Annotated in this window: 14 protein-coding genes; 4 read left to right on the forward strand and 10 right to left on the reverse strand. The window is 36.6% G+C overall.

Going from position 1 to position 18229, the window contains the following annotated elements; all coding sequences use genetic code 11:
• Window positions 1-302 precede the first annotated feature (302 nt).
• The gene (tdc, locus tag IGJ18_RS12280; RefSeq protein WP_438843382.1) at window positions 303-2135 is read right to left on the reverse strand and encodes a tyrosine decarboxylase; all 1833 of its coding nucleotides are present in this window, start codon (window positions 2133-2135) and stop codon (window positions 303-305) included.
• A 495-nt stretch (window positions 2136-2630) separates the two neighbouring features.
• Between tdc and IGJ18_RS12285 the strand changes: the two genes are divergently transcribed.
• Window positions 2631-4061: a helix-turn-helix domain-containing protein gene (locus tag IGJ18_RS12285; RefSeq protein WP_438843383.1), complete on the forward strand. Its 1431-nt coding sequence runs from the start codon at window positions 2631-2633 to the stop codon at window positions 4059-4061.
• A gap of 234 nt (window positions 4062-4295) precedes the next feature.
• Here the strand turns inward: IGJ18_RS12285 and IGJ18_RS12290 are convergent, their stop codons facing one another.
• The 8 genes from IGJ18_RS12290 to IGJ18_RS12325 form a co-directional block, all read right to left on the reverse strand.
• On the reverse strand, window positions 4296-4655 hold the full coding sequence (locus IGJ18_RS12290) for a DUF1622 domain-containing protein (RefSeq protein WP_010720989.1): 360 nt from the start codon (window positions 4653-4655) through the stop codon (window positions 4296-4298).
• The gene (locus tag IGJ18_RS12295) at window positions 4645-5016 is read right to left on the reverse strand and encodes a DUF1622 domain-containing protein (RefSeq protein WP_010720990.1); all 372 of its coding nucleotides are present in this window, start codon (window positions 5014-5016) and stop codon (window positions 4645-4647) included. The genes IGJ18_RS12290 and IGJ18_RS12295 overlap by 11 nt, the downstream gene beginning before the upstream one ends.
• 237 nt (window positions 5017-5253) lie before the next feature.
• Window positions 5254-6948, reverse strand: coding sequence for an IS1182 family transposase (locus tag IGJ18_RS12300; RefSeq protein WP_438843385.1), 1695 nt, complete (start codon window positions 6946-6948; stop codon window positions 5254-5256).
• A gap of 463 nt (window positions 6949-7411) precedes the next feature.
• On the reverse strand, window positions 7412-8071 hold the full coding sequence (gene csn2, locus IGJ18_RS12305; RefSeq protein ID WP_438843386.1) for a type II-A CRISPR-associated protein Csn2: 660 nt from the start codon (window positions 8069-8071) through the stop codon (window positions 7412-7414).
• A complete protein-coding gene (gene cas2, locus IGJ18_RS12310; RefSeq protein WP_010720992.1) occupies window positions 8061-8405 on the reverse strand; it encodes a CRISPR-associated endonuclease Cas2 in 345 nt (114 codons plus the stop codon). Before cas2 ends, csn2 begins: the two co-directional genes overlap by 11 nt.
• On the reverse strand, window positions 8402-9268 hold the full coding sequence (cas1, locus tag IGJ18_RS12315; RefSeq protein WP_438843387.1) for a type II CRISPR-associated endonuclease Cas1: 867 nt from the start codon (window positions 9266-9268) through the stop codon (window positions 8402-8404). The genes cas2 and cas1 overlap by 4 nt, the downstream gene beginning before the upstream one ends.
• Window positions 9250-13260 (reverse strand): type II CRISPR RNA-guided endonuclease Cas9, encoded by a 4011-nt coding sequence (cas9, locus tag IGJ18_RS12320; protein WP_438843388.1) that lies wholly within the window; start codon window positions 13258-13260, stop codon window positions 9250-9252. Before cas9 ends, cas1 begins: the two co-directional genes overlap by 19 nt.
• 373 nt (window positions 13261-13633) lie before the next feature.
• On the reverse strand, window positions 13634-13789 hold the full coding sequence (locus IGJ18_RS12325; protein ID WP_161440159.1) for a hypothetical protein: 156 nt from the start codon (window positions 13787-13789) through the stop codon (window positions 13634-13636).
• 145 nt (window positions 13790-13934) lie between these two features.
• Here IGJ18_RS12325 and IGJ18_RS12330 point away from each other — a divergent pair, with 145 nt between their 5' ends.
• Together IGJ18_RS12330 and IGJ18_RS12335 are read left to right on the forward strand one after the other, a co-directional pair.
• Window positions 13935-14063: a hypothetical protein gene (locus IGJ18_RS12330; RefSeq protein WP_010720995.1), complete on the forward strand. Its 129-nt coding sequence runs from the start codon at window positions 13935-13937 to the stop codon at window positions 14061-14063.
• A 53-nt stretch (window positions 14064-14116) separates the two neighbouring features.
• Window positions 14117-15811, forward strand: coding sequence for an oleate hydratase (locus IGJ18_RS12335; RefSeq protein ID WP_010720996.1), 1695 nt, complete (start codon window positions 14117-14119; stop codon window positions 15809-15811).
• 127 nt (window positions 15812-15938) lie between these two features.
• Here the strand turns inward: IGJ18_RS12335 and IGJ18_RS12340 are convergent, their stop codons facing one another.
• Window positions 15939-16823 (reverse strand): hypothetical protein, encoded by an 885-nt coding sequence (locus IGJ18_RS12340; RefSeq protein WP_438843389.1) that lies wholly within the window; start codon window positions 16821-16823, stop codon window positions 15939-15941.
• 250 nt (window positions 16824-17073) lie between these two features.
• Here IGJ18_RS12340 and IGJ18_RS12345 point away from each other — a divergent pair, with 250 nt between their 5' ends.
• Window positions 17074-18207: an alcohol dehydrogenase catalytic domain-containing protein gene (locus IGJ18_RS12345; RefSeq protein WP_010737002.1), complete on the forward strand. Its 1134-nt coding sequence runs from the start codon at window positions 17074-17076 to the stop codon at window positions 18205-18207.
• Window positions 18208-18229: the final 22 nt, after the last annotated feature.

An 18229-nucleotide genomic window follows, 5' to 3' on the forward strand; every position in this document is an offset into this window, starting at 1 on the left:
CTTTCCATCAACACAGAATAAACTATCTAATTTGAACGTTACAGGGGGGAAAAGCTATGAACGAAAAAAATTAATGGCAGTATTTCATTTTGAAAAAGAACTGCTTGCGTTTACCCGATTACTCACTAGTCTTCAACTATCTGAGTTTGACATAATCTTGATATCTTGAATCGGAAAAGCGTTTGAACATCCACTCTTTCTACTCTGAATACAACAATTCAACGTGCATCATCTATCTTCTTTGATCATAGCTTCCTGTAACACCGTTCTTCACTAGACAGTTTATCGGTTAATTTTTATTGTTATAAGATTTCATTGAGTGTCTTTTCCATGGCTTTGGTAATGCCTTGCGTATAGAACTCGAAAATCTTGTCATCATTAAGATATGGTGTCATAATTGCCGCTCTTAGCAATGTCACTTTTTGTTCTTTTTGCCATTCTTCTTTCGAAAGACCTATCCGTTCAATGAAAGGAAGTGGGGAATCTCCATATTCTTCTTTCATAAAGGTCGTATGTGAAGTAATGAAATGTTCACTATAAACATCCCCTTCCATATAAGAAGAACGATTGAACATTTTTTCATTCAATTCATTGATCGTTTTTAAATCCGTGCATCCTTTGACTTTAAATACCCAATTGACCATATTAAAATCTGGATGATTCAAAGGATAAACTTCAATCGTTTTCCCTTTGATGGTAAAGCTCAATTGTTCTAAAAATGCTCGGAAACGTTGAGCTGCTTCAATCGAGGCACCAATCAATTGACCATAACCAGTAATGTTCAATGGCAATACACGATGAGCAGTCCAAACAGCAGCAGCCGTTGCCCCGGCTTTTGATCCTTCTAAAATATAGGCGCCTAACATGTCCGGTGCTTTTACTGATTTTTCAAAAACATAAGGAGCAAAATAGGAAATAATGTTGCGCATTTCTTTGTGTTTGATTACGATACCTCCAGCAGCATAAGGAACATAGCCCATTTTATGCGGATCGATCGTGACCGAATCTGCCTCAGAGATTGCTTTGAACCCATCGTAAACACTTTGATCAATGGAAACATCATAATTAAATACATGATGTTCTTCAAAAAAGTCTGGCAGAGATTCATAAGGTACAAACTCGCCTGCTTCATTTAAGAACAATGCACGTGCATATCCGCCATAAGCTGCGTCAACGTGAAGATAGAAATAAATTCCTTCTTTGTATAATTTTTCTCGCAATTCGACGATTTTATCTACACTATCCACTTGGCCTTCTTCCGTAGTCCCAACGACCGCTACCACACCTAGGACTGGAATCTTTTGTGCGGCTAATTCACGGATCGTTTTTTCTAAAATAGCAACATCCATACGATAATCTTCTTGAACTGGGATAGCGATCATTTGATCTAACCCAATCCCGCAAATGTCTAAAGCTTTCATCCATGAATAATGCTTCGTTTGTGGCACTAACCATTTGCCAAGTTCTTGGAGGTGTTTCCCACTACGAGATGAAGCTGCTTTGACAGCATCTAATTCTTCATCACTGAAGGTTCCAACCATTTCTAAGATTTCTTCGACAGAAAGATTCAATAGTTCCCAATCTGTTTTATCTTTGACTTTTTCAGGATAAACTTCCTTCACTGCAAGGGGAATAGATATGATACAACGTGCATACCAAAGACCTTCAAGGTTTGCGATCGAGCCATCTGCTGTGATATGGCCCCAGCCACCGGTCATATTGAATAAATCAGCAAAATCTTGCCCTACTTCTGCCTCCATTTGTGAAGTTGCCATAGAAGATTCCAATGCCACATTATTCGGATTCCAAAGCATAGCAAAGTTATAAGCAAGCAAGGCAGGCATCAATGTCTCAGCGTTCATTTGACCCCAATAACGCCCAGCAGAATGCCAAGGGATTGATCCTGCACGCATCCGTTGACTGACTTCATCCAAGACTTCCACCATATGCTCACGAGTGGCGATATATCGAGGTGCTTGTTTGTCGGCTTCACTAATGGCTGCAACGTCACCAGGAAGATAATTCTCTCTCCAGCCTAAATGTTCATCGACCATCTTGTTCAATTGCATTTTGTAAAATGCGCCATTTTCTGATTTGTCGCCAATAAAGACGGCTTTGATATCCATATCTTTCATGTCTATTACCTCCATATTGTTCTCGTTGGCCAACGATTTTGTAACTGCAGATGAAACCATCCATCTGTATCACACTACTGACTATAGAACAAAAAATGAGATAATTTTTTTTATAACATTGTAAAATAACCCCTTTTTTTAGAAAAAAATAAAGAAAGTCTGATTTTTCAGAATTTTCTACTCATAATAACGAATATTTTATAAAAACATGAGATAAAAAACTGTTGTTTCTTAAGTGTGTTTAAAAATAAATACGTATATTAAAAAAATAATTATTTTATTTATCCGTTTACTCATCCATTTTTTACTTTTATTGTATTTTTTTCACAAGAATTTTTTCTCTTTATATTTTTATAAAACATCGTTTTATAACAAAAAAGCTTGTCAACACAAGCTTTTTCATTCATATGAAAAAAAATAAAGGTGTTTTAAACTTTAAATCATGGCATAATGAATGGTACATTGTTCAACCATCTACAAAGCGGAGGAGTTTTAATGTTTGAATACTATTTGGAAAAAAATATTTTACGCCAGTTATTTCTTTGCGGTCAATTCTATCACAAAAAAGAAATCGATTTAGACGAACTATCCCATTTATTACAAGTCTGCAAAACAACGTTACTCAATGACATCAAAGCGATTCGAACTGAACTCAAGGATGAGATCATCTATAGCCAACGAGAAAAAGATACTTGTTCCTTGTATTTTGATCCTACGATCCCTCGTTTTCGCCTGATACAAAAATTAGCACGCCCTTCTTTATTTCTTAAAACTTGTCAGTTATATCTTGAAAATGAACCTGATTATCTCCAACTGACTGAAATCGAGTATATTTCTGTTAGCAAAGCGTATTCATTAAAAAAACAAGTACTTGCTTATTTTGAAGATTGTGACATTCAAATCCAACACCACTCTCCACGATTTACGGAGATCGAACGTCGTTTATTATTATTGAATGTGACTTATCGAACGGGTACCTTGAAGATCCCAACACTTCCAGCAGACTACTTCCTGGCAATAGATGAATTTATCGAATCGGTAACCTTTAATAGTAGGCGTATCTACGATAAAGACAACCGTGAGATCTTACGTATTGGATTGTTGATCAGCTATTTGTCTCAAAAAAGGCATCCCTTATCGATTGAACAAGATTTTATAGCCGAACTTCAAAAACGCCCCATTTATCAATATGTGATGGATGCATGGCATACAACTAAACTAAAACATTATTATCAAGAAAATGAAGTATACTTTGCTTTGATCTTATTTAATCTCAGTGATTATGGCTTCAATTCTTACCAAGCAATCGAAGAAGACTTCTGTCACCTCCATCAAGTTTTCATTGAAGATAGCCAATCAATCAAGCAACTGATTATCCAGTTTGAAAGCTATTTCAATCGAAAATTCATCGGTAACCGAGCATTCGAACGCGCTTTAATTCGTTTGATGCGCACCGCATGGGATAATTATCAACTCTTTGTACCTGAAAAATTTTATCTTTTGTCCCCAGAACAGCAATCCTTATTAGCCGAAATACAGCCTTTATTCAACCAATGGTTAGCCCAATTACCTTATAGACTACGACTTAAAATCAATTGTTTGGACGCTTTCGTTATTGAATTAAGTGGCATTTTACGCATTAATAAAACAAAACTCCACGTCCGTATCGTTACCAACTCAGACGTAAAATATCTGATTTACCGAGAAGCCTTAGAGTCCGTCACTACTTTCGATATGGAAGTCGATCCCGTTGTTTATCAGCACTTAGACGAAGCGATAAAAAGTGCTGCACAACAAGAAAACACTCGAATTTTATGTGAAAAAACTCTCTATACGCCAGAAGCAGAACAGTTTCCGACAATTGTTCCCGTTTCCGTAGACACAATTGAAAAATCGATTGTCTGGGCAGTTCAAGCAGTTCGATAAGCCGTGCTAGGAAAAGCCGGCGTATGCTTCACTGAAAGCCAGCTTCCAGTTAAGAAACCAAGTTGTTAGCACAACTGTTTAATAACGTTCGTTCTATAAACTGGCCGATGTTAGGCAATTAAAAAGCAAAACAAAAAATCTCAAAACATGGAAAGTCGTTTTGAGATTTTTTCTATATTGCAAATGTTTCTACGTTGGCGCACCATAATAAACGAGTTGAGTGATACTTATAACTTATTGTCGTGCATCCGAGCCGATTTCTTTATTTAAAAAGAACGAAATGATCGTTCGGATCACAACCAAAGCAGCTAACTGGAAGACATCTTCCAAGGTTGGTTTGATAATGGACTCAATGATACCAGCTGAGATCAGGACTTCTAAACTCAACAAGATATAGCCACCTAACATTTTTTTGATTGCATTGTTTTGGTTAATCCGCTCTGCTTTGATTCTTCGTTCCGTAAAAGAAAAGTAGAGAAAATCTTTGATAGCTAACCAGGCACCCCAGAGAATGATTAAAATAGCAAAAACGTCTAATACGATGACTAATAGTTCCAAATAAGGGGCAAGTTTCTCGATCAAATTAATTTCCATTATGTGTTCCTACCTTTACTTGCTTTTTATCTTGTGTTTCTAAATTCAAGAAATAGGAAATAATCGTTCGAATAATGATGATCACTGCTAATTTTAAAATATCTGTCCAAGTTGGTTTGATAACTGATTCAATGATATCTGCTACCACTAGCACCTCTAGACTCAGCAAAATATAACTAGCCAATAATTTGCGTACTTCCGCATTTCGGAAATTACGCTGTTCGTAGTCTTTTTTCAGTGGGTGCCAGTCAAAAAGATTTTTTAAGACTAAAAAAATCCCTACCAGCAAAATAATGATTGAAGCAATATTCAAAATTGCGATCAACCAGTCCAAATAAGTTATCAAATTTGTATCAAACATCTCACTGTCCCCTCTCACATTCATTTTAGTTCACGAACAAATGCCTACTGTTTGATGATAGAGAAAAAGCACGAAATTAGCAACTCATCTTTTCTTTGAGAAAATAAATTCGTTTCAATGCTGAAAAGACTGAACAATTGTGTCCTGTTCCGTAAACATATCCATTCATTTTTAAAAGGCACGATTCCCCCTTTCAATGATCAAAACTTAGCAGATTCAACAACTGAAGACACTTTCCTATATATAAGTAAAAAAAGAGAGAGTGGGACAATAGTTCTTTCTCAAAAAGAAAATAAGTTCGATTTTGATGTTTATTGTCAAAATAGAACTTATTTTTTCTGTTTTGCGCACTTTCCTCTCCATATATTTTCCTAATTTTCTTAAATTTAATGCCATCAGTGCCAAACCAATATCAATCGTTGCTCCTTGTTTCCCACGCAAATGGAAACGATGGAACGCCAAATGAGCCTTTAGATGTCCGAACACGGGTTCGACATCAATTTTTCGTTTCCGATAAATCGAACCAGTTTTCTCCTCTAAAAGCTTTTTTCTGCATTCTGCTTTGAAATAGCGCCAATTATTATTTACTTGAATTTTTCGCTTTTGTTCACTTTTCGCACGCGTACATTGACGACGAACTGAACAGTTCCGACAATCCTCACATTCATAGATTTTGAAATCTCGAATAAAGCCACCTTTATCTTTTCTGCGACTATAATTTTTGAACGGTACCGGACGATTCGCTGGGCAAATATAGGTGTCTTGTTCTTCAAGATAACGCCAATTCTCCACGTTAAACGGATTATCCTTGTACTTCTTTTTATTTTCTTTGTGATAACTGCCATATGTAATTAAGGGAGTTTTATGTAGAACATCGTTGATATACATGTAATTTTCTTCGCTACCATACCCTGCATCTGCCACAATGTACTCCGGTAACTCCTTATGTCGGTCTAAAAAACTGTCTAAAAATGGATTCAATGTTTTGGTGTCTGTGGGATTTGGAAATAATTCATAGCTCAAAACATACTGATTTTCGGTGGCGATTTGTAAATTATAACCTGGCTTGAGCTGTCCATTTCGCATATAATCGTCTTTCATCCGCATAAAGGTGGCATCAGTATCTGTTTTTGAAAAGCTATTTCGTTCTTGAAATAGTTGAGCATACCGTTCATACTTTTGTTTTCTTGGCAGATAATCCGTTTGTACCTGTCGGAGATATTTTTTATACATTCTTCTTTTTTTCTTTAGTTGACTTTGCTTTTCTTTGCATTTTTCATGTGTTAATTGTACTTGTGTTTCATGGAGTTCAGCTTCTAAATGATGAGCGACTTCTTCTAACTGGTCGCTCGTCAATCCATCGGATTGACTTTCTTCTTTTAAGCAAGGAAGAATTTCCTCTTGATAAAGCGTTTGATAAAAAGCTTCTGATTTTTCATCTAACAACCGTTCACACCGAGTGGTGGCTTTACGCCAAACAAAGCTGAACTTATTGGCGTCTGCTTCAATTTTCGTACCGTCAACGAAGATGGCTTCATTATCTATCACTTGATTGGTTATCAGTTGACGGCGAAACAACACAAAAGCCTCTGCTAGAAGCTGAGCTGTCGTTTCCTGACTTCTGAATCGATTGATCGTGCGGTAACTCACTTGTTCATGATTGGCTAGCCAACGCATACGGTAACTATCGTCTAATAAAAATTCGATCTTTCTGCCAGAAAAAACACGTTGCGTGTAGGCATAAAGAAGAATTTTCAACATCATTTTGGGGTGATAGGCTGGACGTCCCAGCTGTTGTTCAATTTGGTTGAAGAGCGCTTGCGGGATTGCTTCTACTAACGAGTGAACCGCAAAGGCAACATCCGTTTCTGGAATATAATGTTCTACATCTAGTGGTAAAGTTGTTTGGTTGATGGTATAATTTTTAAACATAAGGCACACTCCTTTGATTTTTGTTTAGGCACTTTAATCATACAAGGTTGTGTGCTTTTTGTGTACCTTAAAATCAAAAAAAAATGGGGCAATAATCAGATTTTTTTCTGACTATTGTCCCACTCTCATCTTCATTCATTCAAAACAACATAACTCTAAAGCTACCTCTTATCATAGTTGATGAGGTCAGCACTCAAAATAACACAAAACTAAAACAGCGATCGAGTAAAGCACAACGCTTCTACATTTTGGAAACATTCAAAACAACATAGCTCTAAAACAAACTCAATGTGTACTGCGTTGAACCCTTAGTTTTGGAAGCATTCAAAACAACATAGCTCTAAAACCTCGCAGAAAAAATTTTTTCTTACAAGATCTCGTAATCGCGCTACTCGTCCATAGCAAAACTTTCGTCTTGAATGCTCATTCATGCTGTTTTTTTGTTATTTTGATTGTTCTTATTTTACCACATTTCTTCACACAAAAAATAGTCTTGATCTAAAACAGTTTGCTTCAATCCTTTTATTTTTCGTGGTTCGATAAAAAGGACAGGCATATGACACAAAGAAATATATTCCTGTAGTTCAGCCATTTCTGTGGTTGTTAAGTACGCTCCAACATTAATAAAAACCAAGCATTTCTTTTTCACTAGATACTTATAAATCTGTAAAATCTCCATTATTTTTTGAAAAATTGATTCTGGTTGCGTCGTAATTCTTATTTTTAATGCTTTGAATAGCTCAACCATACTCATTTCTTTACAGACTAAATCTAATTCATGTTCTAAGAGTTCCTCACTAATCCATTCCTGAACCTTGGTGGTTAATTGATCAATCCTTGATTTTAGTTCGATGTTTTCATTTAATTGTTGCTCTAAGTCAGCATAGATCAGCTTCAATGTAGTTGGAGCTTGGCTATCAAAACTTAAGATATCCGTCACAACCATCAATTCTGATGGTTTGAGTAGCTGTAATTTATCATTGAAAAACTTTAACATGCTATTTTCACCATACTGGTAAACTCCATGAACGACTTTTGAAAAAACTTCCACATCTTCAATTACAAAAATCAGCGCTTTTTCAAAGCTTATCGGTTGTTCTAATAAAGAAAAGTTAAGGTTCATCCTCCACATCCTCTCCTAAAAAAATGACTCGTTCGTCTGAATTAGCTGGACTCAGGTCTTTTTCCCCACACAAATAAACCATTCGTGAAAATTGTTTTTCAGTGACCGTTAGTAAGGTAACTAAGCCCTTTTTAGGATGATGGGCTTTTAATCGACCGAGCATCGCTTGATTAGCAGTACCGTTCAACAACAACTTACTATATACTGAAAATTGATGCATGATAAAGCCTTCACTCAGTAAAAACTTTCTGAACCTTCGATAAACTTTTCGATCATCGCTCGTCTCTGTCGGCAGATCAAACATTAATAACATTCTCATGTAACGATAACTCATATTCCGAAATAAGGAACTCCTTTCCCTTCATTATTCAATGTTTTAATCGTTTTATTGGTGTAATCCGTCACGATATTCGTTAAGAACATTTCTTTTTTCCCATATAAATACTTTTGTGAAAACAAATCAAACAGCCTTCTTTTGATAATCGGGAAAGGTTGATCACGATATGTATAAACAATTTGATCAACTAGCGGACGAAATGGTTCCATCAAGTCACTTGCTAGATTAAAATCATTAAATTGGTTCGCATGTTTTAAACCAAATTGTGTCATACAACCATTTTTAACGATTTCTCTTGCAAACAAACTCATTAGCAGCGTATAACCATAATCTAACCCCGCATTGATTTCATTCGACTCCTCCCGCGTGAATTGATTACCAAACAACGTTTGAAAGTAGATTCTTGCCGCATGCCCTTCACGATTCGTCGGATCAAATGTTTCCAATTCTTCTGATAACTTGGAAAGCGCAGATGCCTTTTCAACAAAATCATTTTCTTGTAAAAAACGACATTGGTTATGGATCTTTTGGGCAATGATCGTTGTCCAAACTATGCCCTTCAAGTCCGATTCCCACTGAATTTGTTTAGATAACTGCAAACTACTATCATGTCGCCCATAATAGGAGAATAATTGCGATGACGGCAATCGCTTGTCATCGCAAAATATCACTAAGATTTTTTCATCTGTTAAACGCTTCAACAACATTGTCGTGATCGTGATATCGGTTGTTTCTAAAATAAGGATATCGATCTCAGACAAATGGATTTTTTCCGTTTTTTGCGCATTTTTAAATACCAGATGATTATTTGCATAAGTCAGTTTAGAATGGGTATTGATTACTACTGTTCGCCAGCCCATAAGTCACCCATCCTTATCCTCGTTTCGTATAAACCAGTGACCGACTGGTAAATGATCGTAGCATCCCAAATCTCTGTTAAGCTGGTATAACGTTTTCGAGGGATCGTTACTCCGAAAAATTTAAAGTCTGCTGGAGCACCTATCGCATTGAACTGTAACAACTGCAAAAAGGATTGTGCGATCATCGAAGTCTCTCCATATTTGTTTTCTTCATAGAGTTCTTGAATTCGCTCTATATTTTTATCCGCAAGTGTATACTTTTCTGCAAAAGCGAGAACTTCGGTTAAGATGGCTGAGAAATCAGAAAGATGAGTATTGACGTAATCAAAACTTTCTTGATAGGTGATTTTGTCATAATGTTGCGCATGGTATAACAAGGTTACTAATTGGTCCGATAAGATGAAAGGATTCCCTTTTTGCGACTCCTTGTGACTTGCCAGGAATCTTCTGCGCCCATTATCAAACTCAAACAAGGTATATTTTGGCAATTTGATAAACTCTGTCACCTGAGGAAAGCCTTTTTCTTTTAAAAATGTAGTCGGATCTTTTTCAAAAGCCGCTTGTTCCATGATGGTAATTCCTTCAATTGCCCTGGTTTTCTTTTGTGTCTTCCCTTTGGCATAAACAAACGCAATGGCATAGGCAATGACTGGACTTCCAAAACCACCGTACTTCGTCACATCCCAATTATTTTTCCGTTCGATCAGTTTATCAGGTTTTTCTTTTGAATTGACCGTTTCCTTATAGAAACCACCTTTTTGTTGTTCGACTTTTTTCACTACATTCACTTGATGGGAGCTAAGAACTTTTTTGATCCGTGGGAGATGATGGCTTTTTTCCCAATAAATTTCCCCATTTTCATCGCAAAACGGTTCGTCTGATTCAAGGAACTTTAAAATATTGGAATAAAATTCTTTTTTAGCGGTAGCTTTATTTTCTCTTGCTAAACTATATTTGACATACTTTCCATAGACAAATTCAGGTGCTAATTTAGGGTACCGTTTTAACAAAACATTCGCAATGAAACCATTTAAATACGCATCATGCGCATGATGATGTGGATTGATCTCACGTACTTTATAAAGCCCAAAAGTTTGTCTGAATTGGCTCGTCAATGTTGCTTTTAGCGTAATGATCTGTACCCCATCACAATCTGTTCCTTCCTCTTCCTGATGAAAAGATTGATGTAAAATATTCGCAACATGTTTCGTGATTTGTCTCGTTTCGACTAATTGCCGCTGAATAAAACGGGCTTTATCTTCTGGTGTCAGTTCAATTTTGGTTAAATACGCATATTTTTTGGGACTAATCAATTTGGCTTCTTTCAGTTGATTCCAAAAGATCCGTTGCTCGTTGACTATTTGTTTATTCGGCACATCGTCGCGCTTCTTTTGATTTTGTTTACTAGCAACTAACACCTTGTTATCAATTGAATTATCCACAATAAAGCTTCTCGGTATGATATGATCCACTTCGTATTGGTGAAGATTCTCGATTTCTAGCGGTTCTCCCGTATACATATCTCTGCCATTTTGCAAATAGTACAGGTACAACCGTTCTTTTTGGAGCGCTTTGTTATCTGTTGGCTGTTCTTTTAATAACGTGCTTCCTATCTGTTTCAACCCATTTTCTAAAGCTTTAAGACGTGGTTTCGTCCGATGCGTTTTTTGGTTTTCTCTTGCCATTTCGATCACGATATTCTTTGGTTTGTATCCAATGATCGCAATCAGTTCTTCCACGATTTTAAGACTTTGCCAAATTCCTTTTTTGATCGCCGGACTTCCTGGTAAGTCTTGTATGACGTCAACTAATGATTTATGTTTAGAAAACACCGTTGCTTTTGCAATTTCTTCTTTAAAAGATAGATGCTCATCATTGATCAGCTGCATCAAATTACGGTTACGGTTAGCCGGGACGTCATCATCGTTGATTAGATAATCAAGGATCGTTTTATTCGTTTTTCGATCTCTGATGCCATGGATCAATTTAGCTGAGAATCTTCCCCAGCCAGTGTAATGTTTTCTTGCAAATTCCTTGAGCAACTTTTCACCGAAGACTTCTTGATACTTACTTAATTGATGTTTAATCATTTGACGGTCTTCAAAAATGGTGAGTATTTTTACGATATCCTCAAAAATCGGTTCCATTTTGGGCTGTTCCAACCACTCTTGCATGGCTTTTTGGTTTGTTTTTGCTAATTTCATAAAATCATGATACGTGCTATACGAAGCATTAAATGCTTTTTCAATACCAAAAATCTGGGCATTTTCAATATGGTAATGCGTATACAAAAAGTTTTGTAATTTTTTGACAGTGATTTTCCCTCGCTCTTTTTGAAACAACTGTTTAAAAATCTGCTGTTTCTCATCACCAGAAAAATACTGTTTCACACCTCGTTCATCTTTATAGCTCACTTTGGTTAGTTCATTGAAAATCATATATTTTTGATAAAGTAAGCTATTTTTAGGAAGTACTTTTTCTGTCGGTAAATACGTATCTTGCTTTGTCATTCTTTGAATAAAACGCATCGCTGATTTTTCGATATCTACGACTTCTGAAAAATTCCACGGATTGATTTTTTCAGCTGTTTTCCGCTCGATCCAAGCAAAAGAACTAGCCTCTTGTTCTTTTGCCAAAGGACCGACATAATAAGGGATTCGAAATTTGAATAACGCAATGATTTTTGGTCCTGCTTCTTCTAGAAATGGATAATGTTGTTTTTGTTGATCAATGATCGCTTTCAATTCTATTAGATGTACTTGATGAGGAATAACCCCATTGGTATAAGTACGTTGTTTCAATAAAAAGGTTTCTTGATCGATTTTTTCTAGAAAATGCTCACTTCCTACTACCCCACTTAGCTCTTTTTTGACGAATTTATAAAATTCTTCTTGGGTTGTTTTTCCTTTGATATAACCAGCATAACCATTTTTGGTGGTATCTTTGAAAAAAACCGTTGCTTTTTGCGGTACGTTTTCTTTCACGAATTGTTTGAATTTTGCCAAATCAGCTTTATGCCGTTCATACCGTTCGACCATCCCTGAAGACAGTTTTGCTTGCGTATGTTTGACAGTTGAAGAAATAATCTCTGATAATAAGATCGCATCATGGACTTTCTTCGCTTGCAAAAAGATATCTAGGTACTCATCACCGATTTTTTCTAACAAAGACTCCAGATCTTCTTCATAGGTTTCCTTTGAAAATTGGAGTTTTACTTCTGCTTCCAAATCAAATATACGTTTAAAGTTCGCTTGATTCCCAACGATCAATTTTAAACATTGAGCAAAAAAGCTGTTGATTTTTTCTGTAGGATAATATTTGAGGATTTCTTCCACTTTTTTCGTCTTCGATAATTTATCTGTCAAAATAGTTAAAACGGGTTGGTGAACGATTAGTGGTTGATCTGATTGTTTGCCATACTGTTCTAAAAAAACACGAAAGCTTTCTTCAATAGAGGTATTCTCCGTATCCAAGTCTCCTTCAAACAAAAAATGACCACGATATTTCAATAGATGAGCCAATGCCAGATAAACCAATCGGAGATCTTCTTTTTCCGTTGAATCGACTAACTTTTGGCGCAAATGATAGATTGTCGGATATTTTTGATAATATTCTTTTTCTTCCTCTAACGTGGGGAAAATCGATGCTGGTTTGTATTGTTTTTCTTCTGGAACTAAGAAGCTTTCTTCCAAACGTACAAAAAAGCAGTCATCTTGTTTGCAGAGTTCTTCAGCAAAAAGATCTTGTAATTTGCTGAGTCGATATTTTCTGCGAGCCAATCTTCGGCGATTCGTTCGCTTAGTTCTTCTAAACTCCGCTGTTTGACCTTCATCAAATAATCGTGCGCCCCAAAAATTTTTTTTGATTTTCTTTTTTTCAGTATTTCCGTGAACGCTCATTTTCCTTTTCATTAATTGATAATCATCTGTTAGTACCGCCCAGCCCACAGAATTGGTTCCTATATCTAAACCAATCGTATAGTCCTTTGTCATTCACTATCCATCCCTTCTTTTAACATTTACACAACTTAGCAAGTTGTCTTCTTTACAATTGCCAACCATCATGAATAGTTAGACAAAGTGATTTTCTTTTTCTACTTGTAACTCTTTGGTATTATGCTATAATCAATTTGTTGGTAGCATTCAAATCAACATAGCGAGTTAAAATAAGGCATTGTCCGTTATCAGCTTTTAAAGCAAGCACTGTCTCGGTGCTTTTTTATTTTGCCTTTTTTTGTTATATATAGAATTTTTAACAGTTTTACTATAACACAAAATTTTTATGCGATTTTTATTTTTGAAAGCATTTTATTTAGAATTTTGATTTTAAAATCAAATCTAATGAAACTTTTTTAAAAAAATAATTCTAATTACCTAATGATTCATCAGATATAAAATAACACAAACCTCTTACATATCCTTTCATTGCTATCTGGCAAACCATTCTTTCCAGATTTTCTGCCAATCTTGATTTTCTTCCCAAGCTTTCCATTTTTTCAGCTGACCAACTTTTCGATTCCATTGACTTACTTCTGCTCAAAATTAGACACTCTGTTCAATCTGTCCAAAGTTCGGATATTTGGTTACCCTATCATTTGGCAATTAGAATGAAAGGTTCTATCCTTTTACATAGAAGGACGAGAGAAAAAACAAAGGAGGAACATCTTATGAGTAAAAAATGGATCAAACTAGGTATTGGACTAGGCATATTAACATTGGGTGCTGTTTATCTTGGTAAAAAGACAGGCTTGTTAGAAGATGATCGTCATTTGTATGATGAATTTGAATCGATCTAGTCAAAGAAACGAATCGTCAGACTGTTCACTTGTAAAATACTGGAGGAATCACAATGAGAAAAAGTAAAGCAATAATGATTGGCGCTGGAATCGCCAATATGGCAGCTGCTGTTTATTTGATTCAAGAAGGAAACTGGCGTGGTGATCAGATTACGTTTTATTCTTTAGATGACCATGGCTCCAATGATGGTGCCCCAACGGATACCGTTGTCGATGAATATTGGAATAAAAATCATCCCTTAGAAAACAAAAAGGGCTATATCGCCCGTGGTGGACGTATGCTCAATTATCGAACATACGTGGATTTGATGGATCTCTTAAGCCGAATCCCCTCTGTCACCGAACCAGGAATGACTGCGGCTGAAGATACTAGAGATTTTGATGCAAAACACCGAACATTTGATAAAGCACGTTTGATGGAAGGCGGCAAAGGAATTATTGACGGAGGCAAACTAGGATTTAACAATAAAGATCGTTTGTTATTGACTAAGCTGATCGCCATGCCTGATTCAGAAGAAGAAAAATTAGATAATGTCACAATTGAAGAATACTTTAAAGATGATCCTCACTTCTTTGAGACAAACTTTTGGTTTATGTGGGAAACAACTTTTGCTTTTCGTACTCGTAGTTCTGCCCAAGAACTTCGTCGCTATATGCATCAAATGATTTATGAATTTACACAAATCGAACATTTGGTAGGAGTAAACCGAACTCGCTACAATCAGTATGAAAGTATCATGTTGCCATTGATCAATTATTTAAAAGACCAAGGATGTCAAATCATTTTGAACCGCCGCGTAGTCGATTGGGAATTCAAAGAAACTCCGATGCAAGATGAAATTACAGTGACTGGCTTAAAAATGATCAACACGTTAACCAATGAGGAAGAACACGTCGTGGTTGATGGTGATACGGGTGTGCTTTTCACTAACGGATCAATTACTGATTCGGCTACACTAGGTGACTACGATACACCAGCTGTTGAAAATATGGATTATGGTGCTGCTTCTAGCTTGTGGAAGAAAGCCAGTGAACGTTTCTATAATTTAGGTAACCCTGACAAATTTTTTGCCGATCGTGATGCCAGTGAATGGGTCAGTTTCACTTTAACAACTAAGGATCATTTGCTTTTAAATGAAATTACTCGGATCACGACACAAGTCCCTGGTAATGCATTGAATTCATTTATCTCCACTACACCAATCACGCCACTCGGACAAAAAGATGTCAACATGTCGATCGTCGTTCATCACCAACCACATTTTACTTCACAAAAACCAAACGAAACCGTCATTTGGGGATATTTCTTATACCCTCGACGTCGTGGAGAATTTGTGGATAAGCAATATATCAAGATGACTGGGAAAGAAATGTTAGAAGAATTGATCGGACAACTTTCTAAAGTCGATCCTGGTCCTGAAAATATTCGAACGAAGGAAACCGAGATTTTTGATAGCGTTGTGAATAATATTCCTGTGTATATGCCTTATGCTTCTGCATTATTTAATAATCGAGCAAAAAGCGACCGACCAAAAGTGATTCCTCAACACTCAACGAACTTGGCATTTACTGGAGAATTTGTCGAACAACCTTATCAAATGATCTTTACGGAACAAAGTGCCGTACGCTCTGGCGAGATCGCTGCTTTCCATTTTGCTGGTATTCCAATGTCACGTCTTGTTAAAACACCAAGATATGACAAAGATATACCTACATTGATGCGTGCTGCTAAGAAAATGTTTGAATGATCGATGCAATAAGCTATCAACAAGGAACAACCGCAACAAAAAACGACTGTCACTTCCTAGTAACGGGAGTGACAGTCGTTTTTTAGTATTTCATCATTCAACGAATGATTTTTATTTAGCTATTATCTTAGGCTTTTTTTAAGGTACTGCTTCCAGTTTTCAGCCACTTTTTATTTTGCCGTTTCTGCAGAAGCTTACTTCCCCCACCGAATAATACAGCACAAGACAAAAGAATGCCCCCAATAATCGCTGGATACATCAGTAGATCTTGCACGTAATGTGTCATTAATTGTAAAGTCGCTTGTGAATGAAAAGCTATATTATGTAAAACGTCTTGTATATAAAGCAATCCTGCTAAAACGCAAAACATACTTCCAGTTGTTCCCAAAATAAACATACCGTAACGCAGGAAAGAAAAGGGTGTTTTGTTAATTACCCGATATAAATAGACTAGCCAAAACGCCAATAGACCCAGACAGATGTAAAAAAGAGGTACCACTATTTTTCGAGCAGACACGATGTTTTCGATAAAAATAGTCAAGTATCGATCACCTAATGCACTTTGGAAGTGATACATGTAAATAAAGATCATTGTCTCGATTTTATTTTTCTCCTCTTTATCGATAGTCAGTTGTTTTTTTGTTGCAATTGTAGCCACAGCCTGAGCAATTTTCTCACTCACCTCATTGCTGTCTCTTAGCTCATAATTTGTTTCTTCATATGTATGTTGGATAAATGGTCGAAGGGCTTCTTCGACAAAACTTGGTGAAAGTGCCGTTGCAACGACCTCTGAAAATTCACTTTCTTCTGTGTTTTCTTTCCGAAAATTCTGAGCAGCTTCTGCGAGGACCAATTCGCTATACTTTGTTTTTTCGATTTGACCGAGTAAATACGCCTGATCAAAAAACGTCACTTGAATGATTCCTACGGAAATAATCACAAACAAAGTCACTGAACAAGCAAATGTGACCATCAGTTTTCTGATTTGTTCTCCCTTTTTTTCTTTTATCACAAATAACCTCCCTTTTGATCTATTTTTTAATCTGTTATTTACTTAACCTAAGAAATCAACATAATTTAATTATACTTCTAACTATAAAGCTTCTCAATGTAAACCAAATAATACACTAGTTATTTTAAAGTGATTTTCCCTTTACTAAAAGCGTTTCACTACTCAAAAGCCAGCTCCTCCTTTAGAATGAAATTAGCTGTTCGTTCAAAAAATGACATGTTATAGGGTTTGAAGAAAGGAGTTTTATTTCATGAAAGCTGTTACCTGGCAAGGAAACCAAAAAATGGAAATCAGAAACGTAGATGATCCAAAAATCGTGGAACCGACAGATGCTATTATTCGAATTACCGCTACTGCGATTTGCGGATCGGATCTTCACCTCTATCATCATGGGGAGGCTGTCTTAGAAAAAGGATATGTCGTTGGTCATGAACCAATGGGGATCGTTGAAGAAGTAGGTCCTGCAGTAAAAAAACTAAAAAAGGGACAGCGGGTCGTTATTCCTTTTAATATTAGTTGTGGGCATTGTCATTTCTGTACCCATGAGATGGAAAGTCAATGTGATCGCTCAAATCCAGATCAACTTTATGGTGGTTTATTTGGCTTTGGCCGTTTAAATGGGAATCATTGGGGTGGTCAAGCTGAGTATCTTCGGGTACCGTTTGCTGATAGCACTTCGTTTATCGTACCTGACAATGATCTTGCAGACGAAAAAGTCCTTTTCTTATCTGATATCCTTCCAACTGCTTATTGGAGCGTTCAAAATGCCAACGTAAAAAAAGGCGATACTGTAGTGGTCTTAGGTTCAGGACCAGTTGGGTTGTTTGCACAAAAATTTGCCGCTATGGCAGGAGCAGAGCGAGTGATTGCTGTCGATCCGGTCCAACATCGTATTGATAAAGCCGCTCGTTACAATCATGTAGAAACTTATTTGTTAGAAGATACTCAGTCTGCTGGGAAAGAACTTTACGAATTAGCAAAAGGTGGCGCTGATGTCATCATTGATTGTGTAGGGATGGATGGCTTGGAACCAGTGAAAGAAAAAGCTAAGAATCTCGTTAGTTTGCAAAGCGGGACGATTTCACCGATCCAAATGGCTGCGCAAGCTGTCAAAAAATTTGGAACCGTACAAATCACTGGTGTTTATATGACCCCAGCTTCTTCGTACCCACTACAAGAATTTTTCATGAGAGATATCACAGTGAAGCATGGTCAGGCACCGATTGTTCATTTGATGCCTAAAATTTACGAGATGATTGCTGCGGGTCTGTTCGATCCAACCCAAATCATCACACATGCGATGCCTTTAGCTGATGCTGCCCGAGCATACGAGATTTTTGACAAAAAAGAAGATAAAAATATCAAAGTTGTTTTGAAACCTTAGCTTTGTTCACAGATAGGTGAGT

The organism is Enterococcus sp. AZ078, assembly GCF_051714985.1.
Classification (GTDB): Bacteria; Bacillota; Bacilli; order Lactobacillales; family Enterococcaceae; genus Enterococcus_B; species Enterococcus_B hirae.

Coding starts and splice junctions, on each gene's coding strand:
- IGJ18_RS12290 (WP_010720989.1), bottom strand. CDS start 4,655: ATGGAAATTAATTTGATCGAGAAACTTGCCCCTTATTTGGAACTATTA.
- IGJ18_RS12345 (WP_010737002.1), top strand. CDS start 17,074: ATGAAAGCTGTTACCTGGCAAGGAAACCAAAAAATGGAAATCAGAAAC.
- IGJ18_RS12325 (WP_161440159.1), bottom strand. CDS start 13,789: ATGGAATCGAAAAGTTGGTCAGCTGAAAAAATGGAAAGCTTGGGAAGA.
- tdc (WP_438843382.1), bottom strand. CDS start 2,135: ATGAAAGATATGGATATCAAAGCCGTCTTTATTGGCGACAAATCAGAA.
- IGJ18_RS12335 (WP_010720996.1), top strand. CDS start 14,117: ATGAGAAAAAGTAAAGCAATAATGATTGGCGCTGGAATCGCCAATATG.
- cas9 (WP_438843388.1), bottom strand. CDS start 13,260: ATGACAAAGGACTATACGATTGGTTTAGATATAGGAACCAATTCTGTG.
- csn2 (WP_438843386.1), bottom strand. CDS start 8,071: ATGAACCTTAACTTTTCTTTATTAGAACAACCGATAAGCTTTGAAAAA.
- cas2 (WP_010720992.1), bottom strand. CDS start 8,405: ATGAGTTATCGTTACATGAGAATGTTATTAATGTTTGATCTGCCGACA.
- IGJ18_RS12295 (WP_010720990.1), bottom strand. CDS start 5,016: ATGTTTGATACAAATTTGATAACTTATTTGGACTGGTTGATCGCAATT.
- IGJ18_RS12285 (WP_438843383.1), top strand. CDS start 2,631: ATGTTTGAATACTATTTGGAAAAAAATATTTTACGCCAGTTATTTCTT.
- cas1 (WP_438843387.1), bottom strand. CDS start 9,268: ATGGGCTGGCGAACAGTAGTAATCAATACCCATTCTAAACTGACTTAT.
- IGJ18_RS12300 (WP_438843385.1), bottom strand. CDS start 6,948: ATGTTTAAAAATTATACCATCAACCAAACAACTTTACCACTAGATGTA.
- IGJ18_RS12330 (WP_010720995.1), top strand. CDS start 13,935: ATGAGTAAAAAATGGATCAAACTAGGTATTGGACTAGGCATATTAACA.